The organism is Winogradskyella ursingii, assembly GCF_013403975.1.
GTDB lineage: Bacteria > Bacteroidota > Bacteroidia > Flavobacteriales > Flavobacteriaceae > Winogradskyella > Winogradskyella ursingii.
In genome coordinates this window covers 157,817-175,768 of sequence record NZ_JABFDH010000002.1, presented here as the reverse complement: position 1 = coordinate 175,768, position 17,952 = coordinate 157,817, and the positions used below count along the sequence as shown (strand labels likewise).

The window sequence follows — 17,952 nt, the reverse complement described above, 5'->3', positions numbered from 1 at the left end:
GATTAAACTGTAATATTTGTTCATTTTATTTGCGATGTATGTTTTTTGTATAGCCAATAATTATAGAATTATTATTTGATTAAGTTAAATTGCAGTATTCAATAATTAAATTATGAGAAATAAATTTTTGACACTCTTGGCATTTGTTCTTTCAATTGCAATGAACGCGCAAAATGTTAATGTTTCGGGAACAATTACCGAAGAAGCAACTGGACAACCTCTACCAGGTGTTAATGTGATTATTAAAAACACAGCAACAGGTACATCGTCAGATTTTGATGGAAAATTTTATTTAGAAAATGTACCGTTAAATTCCGTACTTGTGATTTCTTATATAGGTTTTACTACCCAAGAGATTACCATCAAAGATAGCCAGCCACTTAATATTATCTTGGAAGAAGATTTGCAGTCTTTGAACGAAGTAGTGGTAATTGGTTATGGTACTCAGACAAAAAAGGAAATTACTGGTGCAGTTTCGGTGGTTTCAAGTGAAACAATAGAAACTTTAAAGCCAACACGAATTGAGCAAGCGCTACAAGGGCAGGTTGCAGGTGTAAATATTGTATCCAACTCTGGTTCACCTGGTGCGGCATCAACTATAAGTATTAGAGGTGTATCCACCAATGGAGACACACGTCCACTGATATTAGTAGATGGAACCGTTGTGGAAGATCTAAGTGTCATTAATCCAAATGATATTGAAAGTGTTAACGTCTTAAAAGATGCTACTGCAGGTATTTATGGTGTTCGTGCTGCAAATGGTGTTATTCTTATAACCACAAAGTCGGGTAGAAAAAACATGCCACTCACTTTTGAAATTAATACCTATGGTGGTGTGCAAGAAACGACACGTAAGTTACCACTATTAAATGCAACTGAATATGCACTTTTATTAAATGAGGCTTATGCAGCAAATGGTGAGACTTTACCATTTCCTAACGTCTCTGGTTTAGGTCAAGGAACAGATTGGCAAGACGAAGTTTTTCAGTCGGCTCCAATATTTAGCAACGCCATTACAATGAAGGGTGGTGGTGAAAAATCCACTTACGCTTTTGGTAGTTCGTTCTTAACACAAGATGGTATTGTTGGAGGAAGTAAATCTAATTTTACAAGACTTACAAAAAGAGGTAGCTATAGTTTGGATTTTCTGGAAAACTTCAAATTTAACTCTGGGATTACTTGGACACATACCGTAAGAAGGACTTTGCCTGAAACTGGTATTGGTTCTGTTCTTTTCAATGCAGTTAATATGGCACCAACAATAGGTGTAAATGGTGCGGCAGAAAATCTTGGTTTTGAAGTTGTGAATCCTTTAAAACAAATTGACAATACATTTAATAGAGGGTTGGTGGATAAAATAAATGGTAACCTTAACCTCTCTTATAACTTTTTAGATCACTTTACGGCACAAGCTAGTTATCAATTTAATTATGCGGAAGTCGATGGAAAAAGTTTCTCGCCAATTGTAGATTACGGTATCCAAGGAACAGTTGATAAAGTATTCGACGTTGAGAGAAACCAAGTGGTAGAAACTACAAGTTACTTCAGAGACTATACTTTTGACGCTTTTTTGAAGTACGAAAACACTTTTAACGAGGTACATAATTTAAATGTACTATTAGGAACATCCGTTTTTAAGACTTCAGGTAACAATACTGGATCTGTAGGGTTTGAAATTAGGGATAACAACATTGGCAACGCCAATTTAGAGGAAGCTAGCGACATACAAAATATATTTCCGTTCGAATCTTCTTTTGATTCTAGATTGCTGTCTTATTTTACAAGAGTTCAATATGATTATAAAGGAAAGTACTTATTATCAGCGGTGGTAAGACGTGATGGATCCAGTAATTTTGGACCTCAGAATAAGTTTGGTTACTTCCCATCTGCGTCTTTAGGTTGGATTGCGTCCGACGAAAGCTTCTTAGAAAACAGCAATATTATAGATTTTCTAAAATTTAGAGCGTCCTACGGTATCTTAGGTAACGATAGAATAGGCTCGTTTAGGTTTATATCTTTATTAACTGGTGAAGGGACTTATGTTTTTGATGATCAACTAACCTTTGGCACAACACCTGGTGCTATATCTAACCCACAAATTAAATGGGAAAAACAAAAAACATTGGATTTTGGTCTCGATATGAGACTTTGGAACAATAGGTTAGATATAACGCTTGATTATTATAAGAAGAGAACAGAAGACTTATTGGTTTCGCCACCTGTTTCTGGTATTTTAGGAGCAGCTGCACCGGGTTCGGGATCACCTTTTATAAACGCAGGTATTGTAGAAAATAAAGGTTTCGAATTAGCATTAGGTTATAATGAGCAAATCAATGATGATTTAAAGTTTAGTATTAAATATAACGTAGCTACTGTAGATAATAATGTTGTATCTGTTAGTGGTTCAAATGATTTTATACCAGGAGGGGCTTTTGGCATCGGTCAAGATCCGCCATCTCGTATGGAGGCCGGACAGCCAATCGGTTATTTTAGAGGTTTCCGTACTAATGGAATTTTCCAAAATCAAGCACAAATTGATAATTCGCCTGTATTAAATAACAATACAAGCCCTGGAGATTTAATTTTCGTCGATATCAACGGTGATGGTGTTATAAACGATGATGATAGAACTTATATTGGTGATCCGATCCCAGACGCTACAATGGGACTAAATTTAACTTTAGATTATAAGAATTTTGACTTTGGAGCCTACGCATTTGCATCTATAGGAAATGACATAGTAAGAAATTACGAGAGAAATCTTCCTAACACAAACAGAACTGTTCAATTTCTTAATCGTTGGACTGGCGAAGGGTCTACTAATAGTTTTCCGAGAGTAACAACAGGAGCTACAAACAATAGTTTGTTTTCAGATTTTTATGTGGAAGACGGATCATTTATAAGATTACAGAATGTGCAGCTTGGATATTCTATCAGTCCTGAAACTGCTGAAAAATGGGGATTGAATAAACTAAGATTATATGTTTCAGCTAGCAATTTAATAACGTTAACTGAATACAACGGATATGACCCAACGGCATCAACAGGTGACCCGATTGGAGGCGGGATTGACTATGGTTTTTATCCAAATCCAAGAACTTATTTGTTAGGAATGAATTTAAAATTTTAATAGTACCATGAAAAATTTAAAAATCACATACATTTTTATAGCACTGTTTGTCATGGGGTCATGCAGTGATGATTTTGTAGATGTAAAATCTAATGCAGAAAACTCTGAGGACTTTTTTAATTCGGAAGATGATTATCAACAAGCCCTAATCGCGGCTTATGATTTGTTGCAATCAACATACTTAAATGTCATGTTAGGAGAAATTGCTTCAGATAATACATTAGCGGGTGGAGAAAATGCAAATGACGTACCTGGTATACAGGAAATCGACGATATGATCCATACACCAATAAATGCTCAACTTAGGGATATATGGAGCTGGATGTATGCTGGTGTCAATAGAGCTAATTACATCATGGAATTTCAGGATAAGACAGATTTTCCTGGTAAGGCTGGTGTTTTGGCACAAACAAGATTCCTAAGAGCATATTACTATTTTGAACTTGTAAAATGGTTTGGAGATGTTCCTTTCGCAGTAGATACGAGATTACAGTTTGGTGACCAATTTTCTGTCGACAGAACACCAAAAGAAGAAATTTATATGCAAATGGAAGCAGATTTGATCTTTGCAGTAGACAACTTACCTTATGTGCAATCCCAAACAGGTAGAATTACAAAAGGCGCTGCACAGGCACTTTTAGGTAAAATATATTTATATCAAGATAAATTTACAGAATCTGCTACGGTGTTAGAAAATTTAATTGCTAACGGACCTCACGCTTTGGTTGAAGACTACAGTACCATATTCGAAAACGATAATGAAAACAATATAGAATCTGTTTTTGAAGTTCAATATTCAGATATAGAAGGTGCGGGTTTTGGCTGTTTACAGTGCAGTGAAGGTAATGTAGCTGTGGGTTTTAATGGAATCAGAAATTTTAACGGTCCATTATTTGGGTCTGGTTTTAGTTTCAATGTACCAACTCAAGATGTAGTAGATGCTTTTGAGGAGGGCGATATGAGATTAGAAACGGCTATTTTAGACATAGACGCTTTTGCAGAGGAGACAGGTGCTACGTTTGGCACTGGGTATGAGCATACAGGTTATTTCAACAGAAAATACATAGCTCGGCAAGGTGATTTAAACACAGGAGATGCTAATCTTACAAATCCTAACAATTACAGAGCCATACGTTTTGCAGATGTTCTGTTGATGGCAGCTGAAGCTCTCAATCGAGGTGGTATCAGTGACACTAGAGCACAAATGTATTTAAACAGAGTTCGGGAGCGTGCTTTCGGTAATTCAGATAATAACATTTCTGCAACAGGTGCGGATTTAACAAATGCTATCTATCAAGAACGTCGAGTAGAATTGGTTGGTGAAGGCCATCGTTTCTTTGACTTGGTTAGAACAGGAAGAGCCGCTTCGCAAATTCCAAATTTCCAGTCAGGTAAAAATGAATTATTTCCGATTCCGTTAATAGAAATTCAGTTAGCTGGAAACAGATGGGAACAAAATCCAGGATATTAAAATATAGAATGATGAAAAAGATAAAATTAATTTTAGCAAGTTTTATACTTATTGCCTTCATAGCTTGTGAGGAAGAGGATAGAAGCACTCAGTTCATAGATGACGCTGCTGCACCTAGTGAGGTCGCATTACAGTTTAGTATTACTCAAGATAACTCAGGTTTAGTTACAATTACACCGACTGCCGTTGGTGCAACAAAATTCGATATTTCTTTTGGAGATGGAACAAGTAATACTGCCGAGTTAACTCCTGGTCAAAGTATAGACAATGTTTATGCAGAAGGGAGCTATACCGTAACAGTAACGGCTACTGGTGTCAATGGTCTTACCACTCAAGCCGATCAACAATTAATGGTGTCTTTTAGAGCACCTGAAAATTTAGCGGTGTCCGCAGAGATAGATCCGTCCAATCCTTTTCAAGTTAATGTATCTGCTTCGGCTGATTTTGCTGCATCTTTTTTAGTGTATTTTAATACATCAAACCCAGAGGAAGAGCCTACTTCACTAGCTGTAGATGGCACTGTAAGTAATGTTTACGATTTGGTAGGAAATTATACGATTAGAGTTGTGGCCTTGAGTGGTGGTACGGAAACTACTGAAGAAGAGGTGACTATCACAATATCAACTCCAACAGAATTACCTATTGATTTTGAAGTTTTTGATACGACTACTCTTGGTGATTTTGGTGGAGCTGTAGCAGAAGTCATAGATAACCCTGTTATGGAGGGAAATCCTTCAGCTAAGGTTGTAAGAACAATAAAAGATGGCCCACAAATATGGGCAGGTAATGTTATTACGTTATCTTCTCCTTTAGACTTAACTTCACAAAGCATAATAACATTAGATGTTTGGTCTCCAAGACCAGGGGGAACGTTTCTATTAAAGTTAGAAAATTTAACCGACGGAAATACATTTGTTGAAAAGGAAGTTACCTTAACTGGAAATAGCTCATGGGAGCAGGTATCAGTTGATTTTTCTGATGTTGATTTAACTCCAGAATACCAAAAAATTGTATGGTTCTTCGATTTTGGAACTGTGGGTGACGGTAGTGCAGATTGGACTTTTTATCTCGATAATTTTGCCCAAACTTCTCCAAATACAGGAACATTTAACGATGGATTATTAACAAATGGTGATTTTGAAAACGGAAGTGATTCATGGATAGTCGGAGTGGATGATAACAATCCGGCTCCAGTAGTAACTGTAGATGGTAATACTTATTACTCTGTAGACGTTACTTCTGCTGGAAATGCGTTTGATGTAAATATGAGTCAAAAATTAGAAATTATTGAGGGAGAAACATATACTTTGAGTTTTGACGCTTGGTCTGATGTTAATAGATCGATAATTGCTGGAATTGGTCTTAGTGGTGGGAATTTTGCCAATACAAGTGAGGCGGTTAACATAAACACATTCGTTACAAATTACACCCTCACTTTAACTGCCGCAGGATTTGGTGCACCAGATGCGCGAGTTCTTTTTGATGTAGGAGCGGAAACAGGTATGGTTAACATTGATAACGTGTCTTTAAATATTATTACAAACAATTTATTGGTTAATGGTGATTTTGAGAACGGAAGCGATCCATGGATTGTGGGAGTTGATGATAATAGTCCGGCACCCGTTGTTACAATGAACGGTAATACCTATTATTCTGTAGATGTTACTGCAGCTGGTAATTCATTCGATGTTAATTTAAGTCAAAAACTGGAAATTACTGCAGGTGAAACTTATACCCTAACTTTTGATGCGTGGTCCGACGTTAATCGATCAATAATTGCAGGAATCGGCCTTAGCGGAGGTGATTTTGCTAATAATAGCGAATCTGTGGATATTACAACTATAGTATCTAATTATACACTAACGCTCACCGCAAATGGTTTTGGTGCGCCAGACGCACGTGTTCTTTTTGATTTGGGAGCAGAAACAGGAATGGTAAACATAGATAACGTAGTATTATCAATTAATTAAATTAAACGGTTTTATATTTTTTAATTTAAAGTTAGTTAACAATAGAAAACATTTAGTATGAAAAATTTAAAATATATAGCATTGAGTTTGTTCTCAATGTTGGTAATCACTAATTGCCAAGAGGATGATATAGAATTTGGAGAAATTTCAGCTCCTTCTAACATTCAAGTTAACGTTGAAGTTGTTGGTGCAGATGCTAATAATCCTAATGGTGACGGTAGTGGTGTTGTGAATTTAACTGCAACTGCAGAAGGAGCAACAACATACCAGTTTGTTTATAATGGTTCAGTATCGCCTGCGCCATCTGGCAGACAAACTTATAGCTTTGCTACATTAGGACTAAATACATATTCCATCACAGTATTAGCATTTGGGACTGCTGGTGTATCCACAAGTACAATTGTAGAAGTAGATGTGCTTTCTACATACGAGCCACCTGCAGCATTAATTGAACTTTTAACCGCAGGCAGTTCCAGGACCTTTAGAATAAAGAGCGAGTCAGATGGACACTTTGGATTAGGTGCGATAGGTGGTGATTTAAATGGTTTTTTCTCGGCTCCAGCTAACGACAAAGAAGGTGTAGGTATGTACGATGATCGTTATATTTTTAATATCGACGGAACGTTCACGCATATAACAGATAGTACAAATGATGATGGAGGTGAAGATCCATCGGGCACGGTTTTTGGTCGTCAAGTACTTATTAATGAACTTAATGGTCCAGGTGAAGGTACCCAAAATGGAGCAGATATAGAAAATTACCCATATTCAGACTATATGGAACAATGGTTTATCACTGCACCAGGAGGTGTTGAAACCCTAAATCTTACAGGTATAGGATTTTTAGGTTATTATATTGGAGGGGATCATACTTATAAAATTGAATCGCGTACCGCAAACGAATTCACCGTAAGGTCAACAGATGGCAACGGCGAGTTTGATTGGGGTTTTATCCTCATCGCTGAGGACTAAAAACTTAAATTTTCAACTTAATGAAGTTATATATCAATTCATTTATAAACTTTTTATTTTCAATAGTGCTATTGACACTATGGAGTTGTTCTAGTGACAGTTCTGATGATAGCGATGGTAGCAACTCAGTATCTAATTTAGTTGTTTCTGTCAATGTCGTTGGTACTACTGCTGCAAATCCAAATGGAGATGGTTCAGGGGTTGTAAATGTAACAGCCGCAGCAACAAATGCCGTTACTTATGGTTTTAAATTTGGAAGTGATGCTGAACAGGAAAGTACAAATGGAAATATTCAAAAAACCTTCACCAATGTTGGGACAGATACTTATATACTTACTGTAAAAGCTTATGGCGAAGATGGAGATTCTGTTAGCGAAGTCGAAACATTTTCGGTTTATGTAGAAGAAAATACAGACGATATTATTCCTTCCAACCTAGTTTTAAATACCACAGTACAAGGTGCTGATAGTAACAATATATATGGTGATGGATCTGGTGTTGTCGATTTTTATGCACAAGCTACCGATGCGGTTTCATACGGATTTGTTATTGATGGTAATACTGAAGTCATGAGTACTGACGGTACATATCAACATATATTTGATGATGTTGAAGGTGTCGAAAATCACGAAGTAATTGTTAACGCATATTCAAGCACAAATGATTCTATAGATTCTTCAGATACTATTGCAGTAGCTTATTATGTTGGAACACCACCTGTATGGGCAGATGAATTTTTTATGGATGGTGCACCAAATAGCGAAAACTGGACTTACGATCTAGGAGCAGGTGGATGGGGAAATGGTGAGGCACAAACCTATACTAATAATTCTGAGAATGTTAAAGTCGAGGATGGTCTCTTAAAAATCACTGCTAAAGCTAATGGGTCTGGTTATACATCTTCAAGATTAAAATCCCTTGATCTTTTTGAATTCAAATATGGGAGAGTGGATGTCAGGGCTAAACTACCTTCATCTGCTGGAACTTGGCCGGCAATTTGGATGATGGGTGCTAGCTTTCCAGAAATTGGCTGGCCTCGATGTGGAGAAATCGATATCATGGAACAAACTGGAATGGATAAGAACAAGGTTTTGGGAACATGCCATTGGTACAATACTTCAACTTCTGGTGTGGCGAGTTATGGATTAGACACATCCATTACTAATGCATCTACTGAATTCCACACATATTCTTTAATTTGGGATGCCAATAGCATAAAAATTTTGTTGGATGACGTGCAGTACTATGTCATTAGTAGTAACAATGCTTCTATACCAAGCACCCCTTTTCAAAGTGACTTTTTCTTAATTCTTAATGTAGCCATGGGTGGTACTTTGGGTGGTGAAATACCATCTGGCTTTACGGAAGATAGTATGGAAATAGATTACATAAGACTTTACCAATAATTATGAAGAAATAGCGTATTGTAACTATAATACAATATTTGTGAAGTAACCTTATTGAATAGTTACCGAAGGTAGAGCAATCAGTTAGGCCCTATAAAAATACGGTCCAAATTTCTGTAGTTGTTAAAATTACAATTTATTAAACGACACAGATTTACAAGCATCACTTTGAAAAAAAGTTATATAAAAACTACTAAACAACCAATGAGTAAAAACCCAATCTATATAGGAAATCAAATCGCTTCTAAAAATATTAGAGAGGTTAAAGGCGAACTTGTACAATTAAATAACGAAACTTATTACAAAATATCCAACAGTGATCAAATGAGATCATTCTTCATGAGCTTGGTAAGTAACTCAAATCACTGGATGTTCATTTCCAGTAACGGTGCTTTAACAGCTGGCAGAAAAGATGCTAATAATGCTTTATTTCCTTATTATACAGATGATAAAATCACGGAATCATTAGAAACCACAGGTAGTAAAACAATTATTCAGGTTCATAAGAAAGATAAAACATTGTTGTGGGAACCGTTTTCCAATAGAAACCAAGGTGTTTACTCTGCCCAAAGAAATCTTTACAAAAACAGTTACGGCAATAAGATTGTATTTGAAGAAATAAATGAAGATTTAGAGTTAACCTTTAAATACGAATGGAATACAAGTAATGAATATGGTTTTGTCAGAAAAGCGAGCATTGCAAACAATTCTGCTGAAGAGGTTGAAATTACTATTTTAGACGGACTTCAAAACATTCTGCCTTACGGCTTGTCATCAGATTTTCAAAACGCAACAAGTAACTTAATTGATGCTTATAAAAAGTGCGAATTAGAAGAAGATTCTGGTATGGGTATTTTCGCATTAAGCGCCATTATAGTTGATAAAGCTGAACCAAGTGAGGCTCTAAAAGCAAACACTGTATGGTTTTCAGGATTGCAAAATACAACCCATCTAATTTCATCCTTACAGTTAGATAATTTCAGAAAGGGGAAAGAGATTCATCAAGAAACAGATATCAAAGCCGAAAAAGGAGCATATTTTATATCCAAAGATTTAAGTATAAAACCCAAGGGTGATGAGAGTTGGATGTTCGTGGCCAACGTGAATCAAACAGTAACCGCAATCAATAATATTTCCGAAAAAATTAAAAGCAGTACTCAAATAGAAGAACTGGTGCAAAACGATATCGATGCTGGCACCAAGAATCTTATAGAGTTAGTTGGAGCTTCAGACGGAATACAGCTTACAGACAACAAATTAAGAAATACGAGGCATTTCGCAAATACCCTTTTCAATATAATGAGAGGCGGTATTTTTGATGAGAATTATCAAATAGAAAAAGATGATTTTGTAAACTATCTGGCCAAAGCCAATAAAGAAGTTTCCAAAAAGAAAGAAAAAATTTTAAAAAATTTGCCTGAAGTATTCAATGTAGATTTTATAAAAAATCTTGCCGATCAAGATGACGACAAAAACTTCAAAAGACTCTGCTATGAGTATCTGCCTTTAAAATTCAGCAGAAGACATGGCGATCCAAGCCGACCTTGGAACAAGTTTTCCATCAATACCAGAAGTGAGATAGATGGTTCGAAAATTCTAGATTACGAAGGAAACTGGAGAGACATCTTTCAGAATTGGGAAACCTTAGCACATTCCTATCCTGCCTTTATGGAAGGAATGATTCACAAGTTTTTGAATGCCACAACGTTTGAAGGTTATAACCCATACCGCGTTACTAAAGATGGCTTTGATTGGGAAACTATTGAAGCAGACGACCCTTGGTCTTACATCGGTTATTGGGGAGACCATCAAATCATTTATTTGCTCAAGTTTTTGGAGTTCATTGAAAACCATAATCCAAGCAAATTATCTAAAAGTTTTAATCAAGATATATTTGTTTATGCGAACGTACCTTACAAAATCAAGAGCTATCAAGATACCTTAAATAATCCTAAGGACACTATAGATTTTGATTACGAATTGGATGTTAAAATTAACCAAGAAAAAGATAGATTAGGTGCGGATGGTGCGTTGTTGAGAGATAAAAATTCATTAATCCATAAAGTCAATTTAATCGAAAAATTATTGGCTACGGTTTTAGCAAAAGTTTCCAATTTTATTCCAGAAGGAGGTATATGGTTAAACACCCAGCGCCCAGAATGGAACGATGCAAATAACGCTTTGGTGGGTAACGGAGTATCCATGGTAACTTTATATTATTTAAGGCGCTTCATCAATTTCATTGAAAACATAGTTGAAAATGCTTCAGATGAAAATTATAAGGTTTCAACAGAACTAACCCAATTTTTTACACTGGTTGTTTCAACATTAAATGATCATAGAAATGTACTCTCTGGAAGAATTTCAGACCAAGAAAGAAAAACAATCCTTGATGGATTAGGAAACGCAGGCAGCGACTATAGATTGAAAATTTACGAATCAGGTTTTACAAGCGATAAGCAATCGATTTCAAAAGCCGAATTACAGGAATTTTTCACTGTTCTAAAAGAATATTTAGATCATACTATTAAGGCAAATAAAAGAGAAGATAATCTGTATCATGCCTATAATTTAATGACGGTTGAAAACGATTCTGAAATTTCAATTTCTTATTTATCAGAAATGTTAGAAGGCCAAGTTGCCGTTTTGAGTTCAGGATATTTAAAACCTAAACAAGCATTGAGTGTGTTAGACGCCTTAAAGGCAAGTGCGCTGTTTAGGGAAGATCAGTATAGCTACATTTTGTATCCTAATAAGGAATTGCCACGATTTGTAGATAAAAACAACATACCTGCAAAAGCTGTCGAAAAATCAAAATTATTAAAGCAACTCGTTGCTGATGGCAATACCCAGATTATTGAAAAAGACAGTACAGGTCAGTATCATTTCAATGGTAATTTTAATAATGCAGATAGTTTAAAAGCTGCATTAAAACAATTGCCAGAAGATAAATACGCTGACTTGATTAAAACTGAAAAATCTCTGTTATTAAACATTTTTGAAGATATTTTTGACCATAAATCATTTACAGGAAGGTCGGGAACATTTTTCGGTTATGAAGGTTTGGGCTCAATCTACTGGCACATGGTATCCAAATTGCTTTTGGCGGTTCAGGAAAATTGCTTATTGGCAGTTAATCAAAATGAAAGCGAAGAAACCATTGGTAGATTACTGGAGCACTATTACGAAATTAACGAGGGCATTGGCGTACACAAATCACCGGAATTATACGGAGCGTTTCCAACTGATCCATATTCGCACACGCCAGCCGGAAAAGGAACACAGCAACCTGGCATGACTGGTCAAGTAAAGGAAGATATTCTTTGCAGATTTGGCGAGTTGGGAGTTTTTGTAAAAGAGGGAGTATTGCAATTTAATCCAAGATTGTTAAGAGAAAAGGAATTTTTATCAGCGCCTAAAATATTTAGATATACAGATGTTAATAAAGGAGTGAGGACTTTGGAGCTAGAGAAAGATTCACTCTGCTTTACCTACTGCCAAGTTCCTATTGTGTATAAGCAATCAGATAAAGATAAAGTCAGCATCGTTTTCTCTGATGAATCTATAAAAGAATTTAAAGGATTAGAAATAGATAGGGAAACAAGTATAAAGTTGTTTGATAGAACAGGAGAAATCAATCATATTAATGTTGAACTAGGCCATTAAAATAGTAGTTGCCAAATGAAAAAAAGTATAAAAATAGCGACACTTTTAGCTTTGTTAATACTATTGTTTTCATGTAATAATACTAAGAAGGATAAGGATTCAACAACTATTCAAAATAAAGCAAGTTTGAGCGCAAAAGATATTTTAGGAAATTCAGATTATTTAGCGATTTCCTATGGAGGCTATCGGGAAAGGACCAGAGATGTTCAGCCTACAATTACAGAACTCAAAGAGGATATGAAAATCCTAAGCGCCATGGGTATTAAAGTGTTAAGAACCTATAATGTTCATTTTGACCAAGCTGCAAATCTGCTAAAAGCCATCAAAGAATTAAAAGCTGAGAATACCGACTTCGAAATGTATGTGATGCTTGGCATTTGGATAGATTGCAAAAACGCCTTCAATTGGGAAAACGGAGAACTAGACCATACTAAAGAAAGCAAAAGAAACCCTGTTGAAATTAAAAAAGCGGTAGAATTAGCAAAGCAATATCCAGATATCGTAAAGATTTTGGCTGTAGGCAACGAGGCTATGGTGCGATGGGCAACAAGCTACTACGTGCAGCCATGGATAATTTTAAAATGGGTTAACCATCTTCAAAATTTGAAGACAAACGGAGAATTACCAGCAGATTTATGGATTACCAGTTCGGATGATTTTGCATCTTGGGGAGGAGGCGATGCCAGCTACCACACAGAGGATTTAGAAAAATTGGCAACAGCGGTAGATTATATTTCTATGCATACCTATCCATATCACAATTCCCACTACAATCCACAGTTCTGGAAAGTTCCTGAAAACGAAGAAAATTTATCCGACAAGGAAAAAATCGATTCAGCAATGTTAAGAGCATTGAATTTTGCCAAAAAACAGTACGATAGTGTTTCAAATTACATGAAAAGCATTGGAGTAAATAAACCAATCCATATTGGTGAAACCGGTTGGGCGTCAACATCAAACGGTCATTATGGCAAAAATGGTTCAAGGGCAACAGATGAATATAAGCAAGGTTTGTATTACAAACACATGCGCGATTGGACCAATAGCGAAAATATTTCATGTTTCTATTTTGAAGCCTTTGACGAGCAATGGAAAGACAGAGAAAATCCTCTCGGCTCAGAAAACCATTTTGGGTTAATCAATCTTAAAAGCGAAGCCAAATATCCCATTTGGGATTTGGTAGACGAAGGCATTTTTGAAGGTTTGACAAGAGACGGAAAGCCAATCACCAAAACATTTAATGGCAATATAGATGAGTTGATGAAAAATGTATATGTACCAAATACAGATTATCCAAGATAACCAAATTTAATAATGAAAAACAGTTTACTTACAATCTTGATTTTTATCCTTTTTATATCGTGTAAAAACGAAACAAAAAATGATAATACATCGGCCAATAATGTAATTTCAACAATTGACCGGCAGTTAATGGTGAATGGAAAAGATTACTTAATAAAAGGTATTTGTTATCATCCGGTACCAAAAGGAAAAGAGAATCGTGATTTTAGTACACTGACTGAAGATTTAAAGTTAATGGTTGAAGCAGAAATTAATACCATTAGGGTTTATGCACCAATCGAGCAGAAAGAAGTGCTGGACAAAATTGAAGAAGCAGGGATAAAAGTGATAGTGGGTTTTGGATATAACCAAGGTGGTAAGAACGATATTCTGTCGGGTTCATTTATCGATTATGTGGATAAATATAAAAACCACAATGCCATTTTGATGTGGGAATTGGGTAATGAATACAATTATCATCCAGAATGGTTTGAAGGCGACATTAAAAATTGGTACAAAGCTATGAATGAGGCCGCAGCGGAAATTCATAAAAAGGATAGTTTACATCCCGTTACCACTGCTCATGGGGATCTACCAGATTCGTTAGCTCTTACCTTAGGTTCTAATATTGATGTTTGGGGCATGAATGTTTATCGTTCCGTCCGACCAGAAACCATCTTTGAAGAGTGGAAGAAAGTCAGTTCAAAACCAATGTATTTATCCGAAACAGGAGCGGACAGCTATATGCAAATCGCTAAAGACGGCTACGAGGAAGGTGTCAATGAAAAAGCACAAGCAGATGCTACGGAAATTATTTTAAAAGCCACTTTTAACGGTCGAGATATTTGCTCTGGCGTTACACTTTTTCAATTCACAGACGGTTGGTGGAAAGCAGGAAACAATGATATACAAGACACAGGAGGCACTGCGCCAAATAGTACAGGGGTGCCGTTTGATGGCAGTCCAAATGAAGAGTATTGGGGCATTGTAGATATTGATAGAAACAAGAAAAAAGTCTTTTCGGTTGTGAAAGACATATACACAAATGCAAATAAAATTGATAATTAATATCAGTGATATGGAGACATCGAAGCATATTGTATTGTATCTTTTAATTCTTACGGTGATGAGTTGTAATACTGAAAAAAAAGAAAAAAGAGGTCTAAACGTTGAGGTTTACGAGACTTCAGAAAGCGGCAATAAACTCACTAGCATTACTGAATTTTCTCAAGCAGATTCCGCTACTGTCATAAAGATTTTGCCAGACCAGAAATTTCAAACCATCACAGGATTTGGTGGCTCTTTTACTGAGTCTTCAGCCTACTTGCTAAACAAATTGAGCAAGAAAAATCGGGACACAATTCTTCAAGCTTATTTTTCTGAAGAAGGTGCAAACTATACATTAACTAGAACACATATTGCTTCTTGTGATTTCTCGTTGAACAACTATACCTATGCATCAGTTGCAGGTGATACGGATTTGGAAAATTTCAGCATAGAAGAAGATCGTGAGGATTTAATTCCAATGATAAAAGATGCCATGGCAATTTCAAAAAATGGTTTTGGTATAATTGCGTCACCTTGGACGGCACCGCCTTGGATGAAGGACAACAACGCATACGTTGGCGGAAAGCTATTGCCAAAACATTACGATACGTTCGCATTATACTTTTCAAAATATCTGGATGCTTACAAAGCTGAAGGAATTGAAATTTGGGGTTTAACACCGGTTAACGAACCTCACGGAAACGGCAACAATTGGGAAAGTATGCACTTTACACCAGAAGAGGAAACCAATTTTGTGCAAAATTATTTAGGGCCAAAATTAGAAGCTGACGGAAAAGGAGAGGTTAAGATTCTAGGTTATGACCAAAATCGTGATGGTCTAAAAGAATGGGTAGATGAAATGTATAAAAATGAAGCATCCTCAAAACATTTTGATGGTGTGGCTATACATTGGTATGAGAGTACTTACGAGGTGTTTCCTGAGGCTTTGCAATATGCACATAATAAAGCTCCAGAAAAATATTTGATTGAAACTGAAGGCTGTATAGATTCTGAAGTGCCTGCATGGAAAGACGATGCCTGGTATTGGAAAAAGGAAGCCACAGATTGGGGTTTTGATTGGAGAGAAGATGAGAAAAAATACTTACACCCAAAATATGCTCCAGCAAATCGTTATGCCAGAGATATTATCGGTTGTCTTAACAATTGGGTAGATGGCTGGGTCGATTGGAACATGGTCTTAAACCGTCAAGGTGGTCCAAACTGGTTTGAGAACTGGTGTGCAGCACCAGTGATTGTAGATGAAGACGCAGATGAGGTTTACTTTACCCCATTGTATTACGTTATGGCACATTTTAGTAAATATTTGAGGCCAGGCGCAGAAGTTATTGGAGTGGACAAAGCAGATAGCGAACTTCAAGTCACTGCTGCAAAAAATCCCGATGGGTCAATTGCGGTTGTGGTATTCAATGAAGGGAAAGAGCCCAAAGATTTTTCGTTGGCACTTGGCGAGGAAACTGTAAAAGTGAAAATAAGCCAGCAAGCCATACAAACTATATTAATTCCATCTAAAACTAAATAATCATGTCCACAACAACCAATAAAGTTCCTATGGGTCAAAAAATCGCTTTCGGTTTGGGAATGCTTGCCAATCAAATGTTTCCTGCGGCGATGGGAATATTTATGGTGGTTTTGGTACAGGATTTAGGATTTCCGGGATGGATGTGGGGCGTGATTTTCTTCCTGCCTCGAATCTTTGATTCTGTTACAGACCCAATTATGGGATTTATTTCAGATAATACAAAATCGAAATGGGGAAGACGTCGTCAATATGTTTTTATAGGAGCATTGATAATGGGGATTTCATTTTCGATTCTTTGGCAACTACACAGGGAAAATGGCATAGATTACAATTTTGTTTATTTCTTATTATGGTCTTTTGTGTTCTATTTAGGACTGACAATTTTTAGTGTGCCTTACGTGGCTATGGGATACGAAATGAGTGACGATTTCCATGAAAGAACTAATATTATGGCAGTTGCTCAATGGATTGGACAGTGGGCTTGGGTCATAGCACCTTGGTTTTGGGTCATAATGTATGACCAAGGATGGTTCGAATCTGCAGATATTGCAACAAGAACTATTGCCGTTTGGGTAGGAATTGCTTGTATGGTTTGTGCAATGGTTCCAGCAATTTTTATCAAAAGCGAATCTACCGTTAATAAGGATTATGCGAACTTAACATTAAAGAATATAGGAAGCAGTTTTAAGAAGATTGTAGATGGTTTTAAGGAGGCCTTCAAAAACAAACCGTTTAGAAAATTATGTATTGCTACATTTTTGGTTTTTAATGCTTTTAATACCGTCGCTGCTTTTACTTTTTTTATTGTGGTCTATTATTTGTTTGATGGAGATGCTGGAGCTGCTGGTATTTGGCCTACACTTTTCGGAAGTTTGGGAGCATTGGCAACCACATTTTTAGTCATTCCAATTGTTACAAGGATGTCTAAAATAATGGGTAAGAAAAATGCCTTTATTGCTTCTCAAAGTATTTCAATTCTTGGATATATTTTACTTTGGTTTCTTTTTATACCTGGTAAACCGTATATGTTTATCGTAGCATTGCCATTCTTTGCGTTTGGAATTGGAAGTTTGTTTACGCTTATGATGTCAATGACCGCTGATGTAATTGACCTAGACGAACTTAATACGGGATTGCGACGAGAGGGAATTTTTGGAGCTATCTATTGGTGGATGGTAAAATTTGGGTTTGCAATTGCAGGCTTGTTAAGTGGTTTAATCCTATCGTATATTGGTTTTAATGCAGATGCTCCATCCCAATCAGAAGAAACAATTACCGGCTTGCGATTATTCTTTTCCGGATTGCCAATATTGGGAACACTCATTGCAATATTAGTTATGCGAAATTACGATGTCACTGAAAAACGCTCAGAGGAAATTACTGCCGAACTTCAGAAAAGAAAGGCAGCTAAGAATCTCCGCAAAGCTATAACCATAGATTAAATATTTAAAGGTTGATTAAAAAGAAAT

General features: G+C 36.3%; 10 protein-coding genes. All 10 read left to right on the top strand.

Annotated features, from left to right (window positions below; translation table 11 throughout):
• Window positions 1–112 precede the first annotated feature (112 nt).
• Window positions 113–3,130 (top strand): SusC/RagA family TonB-linked outer membrane protein, encoded by a 3,018-nt coding sequence (locus HM983_RS04550; RefSeq protein WP_179344219.1) that lies wholly within the window; start codon window positions 113–115, stop codon window positions 3,128–3,130.
• Between the two features lie 7 nt (window positions 3,131–3,137).
• Window positions 3,138–4,601 carry a RagB/SusD family nutrient uptake outer membrane protein gene (locus tag HM983_RS04545; RefSeq protein WP_179344218.1) on the top strand — a complete coding sequence of 488 codons (1,464 nt, stop codon included), beginning with the start codon at window positions 3,138–3,140 and terminating at the stop codon, window positions 4,599–4,601.
• Between the two features lie 8 nt (window positions 4,602–4,609).
• The gene (locus HM983_RS15855; RefSeq protein WP_246277459.1) at window positions 4,610–6,571 is read left to right on the top strand and encodes a carbohydrate binding domain-containing protein; all 1,962 of its coding nucleotides are present in this window, start codon (window positions 4,610–4,612) and stop codon (window positions 6,569–6,571) included.
• A 57-nt stretch (window positions 6,572–6,628) separates the two neighbouring features.
• Window positions 6,629–7,543, top strand: a complete 915-nt coding sequence (locus HM983_RS04530) for a glucan endo-1,3-beta-D-glucosidase (protein WP_179344217.1) — start codon at window positions 6,629–6,631, stop codon at window positions 7,541–7,543.
• A 20-nt stretch (window positions 7,544–7,563) separates the two neighbouring features.
• Window positions 7,564–8,949, top strand: coding sequence for a glycoside hydrolase family 16 protein (locus HM983_RS04525; protein WP_179344216.1), 1,386 nt, complete (start codon window positions 7,564–7,566; stop codon window positions 8,947–8,949).
• Between the two features lie 204 nt (window positions 8,950–9,153).
• Complete coding sequence (locus tag HM983_RS04520; RefSeq protein WP_179344215.1) at window positions 9,154–12,615, top strand: hypothetical protein; 3,462 nt, start codon at window positions 9,154–9,156, stop codon at window positions 12,613–12,615.
• A gap of 15 nt (window positions 12,616–12,630) precedes the next feature.
• Window positions 12,631–13,917, top strand: coding sequence for a glycosyl hydrolase family 17 protein (locus HM983_RS04515; RefSeq protein ID WP_179344214.1), 1,287 nt, complete (start codon window positions 12,631–12,633; stop codon window positions 13,915–13,917).
• Window positions 13,918–13,929: 12 nt separating this feature from the next.
• The gene (locus HM983_RS04510; RefSeq protein ID WP_179344213.1) at window positions 13,930–14,964 is read left to right on the top strand and encodes a glycoside hydrolase family 2 TIM barrel-domain containing protein; all 1,035 of its coding nucleotides are present in this window, start codon (window positions 13,930–13,932) and stop codon (window positions 14,962–14,964) included.
• Window positions 14,965–14,974: 10 nt separating this feature from the next.
• Window positions 14,975–16,483 (top strand): glycoside hydrolase family 30 protein, encoded by a 1,509-nt coding sequence (locus HM983_RS04505; protein ID WP_179344212.1) that lies wholly within the window; start codon window positions 14,975–14,977, stop codon window positions 16,481–16,483.
• Window positions 16,484–16,485: 2 nt separating this feature from the next.
• Window positions 16,486–17,925 carry an MFS transporter gene (locus HM983_RS15850; protein WP_246277458.1) on the top strand — a complete coding sequence of 480 codons (1,440 nt, stop codon included), beginning with the start codon at window positions 16,486–16,488 and terminating at the stop codon, window positions 17,923–17,925.
• Window positions 17,926–17,952 lie beyond the last annotated feature (27 nt).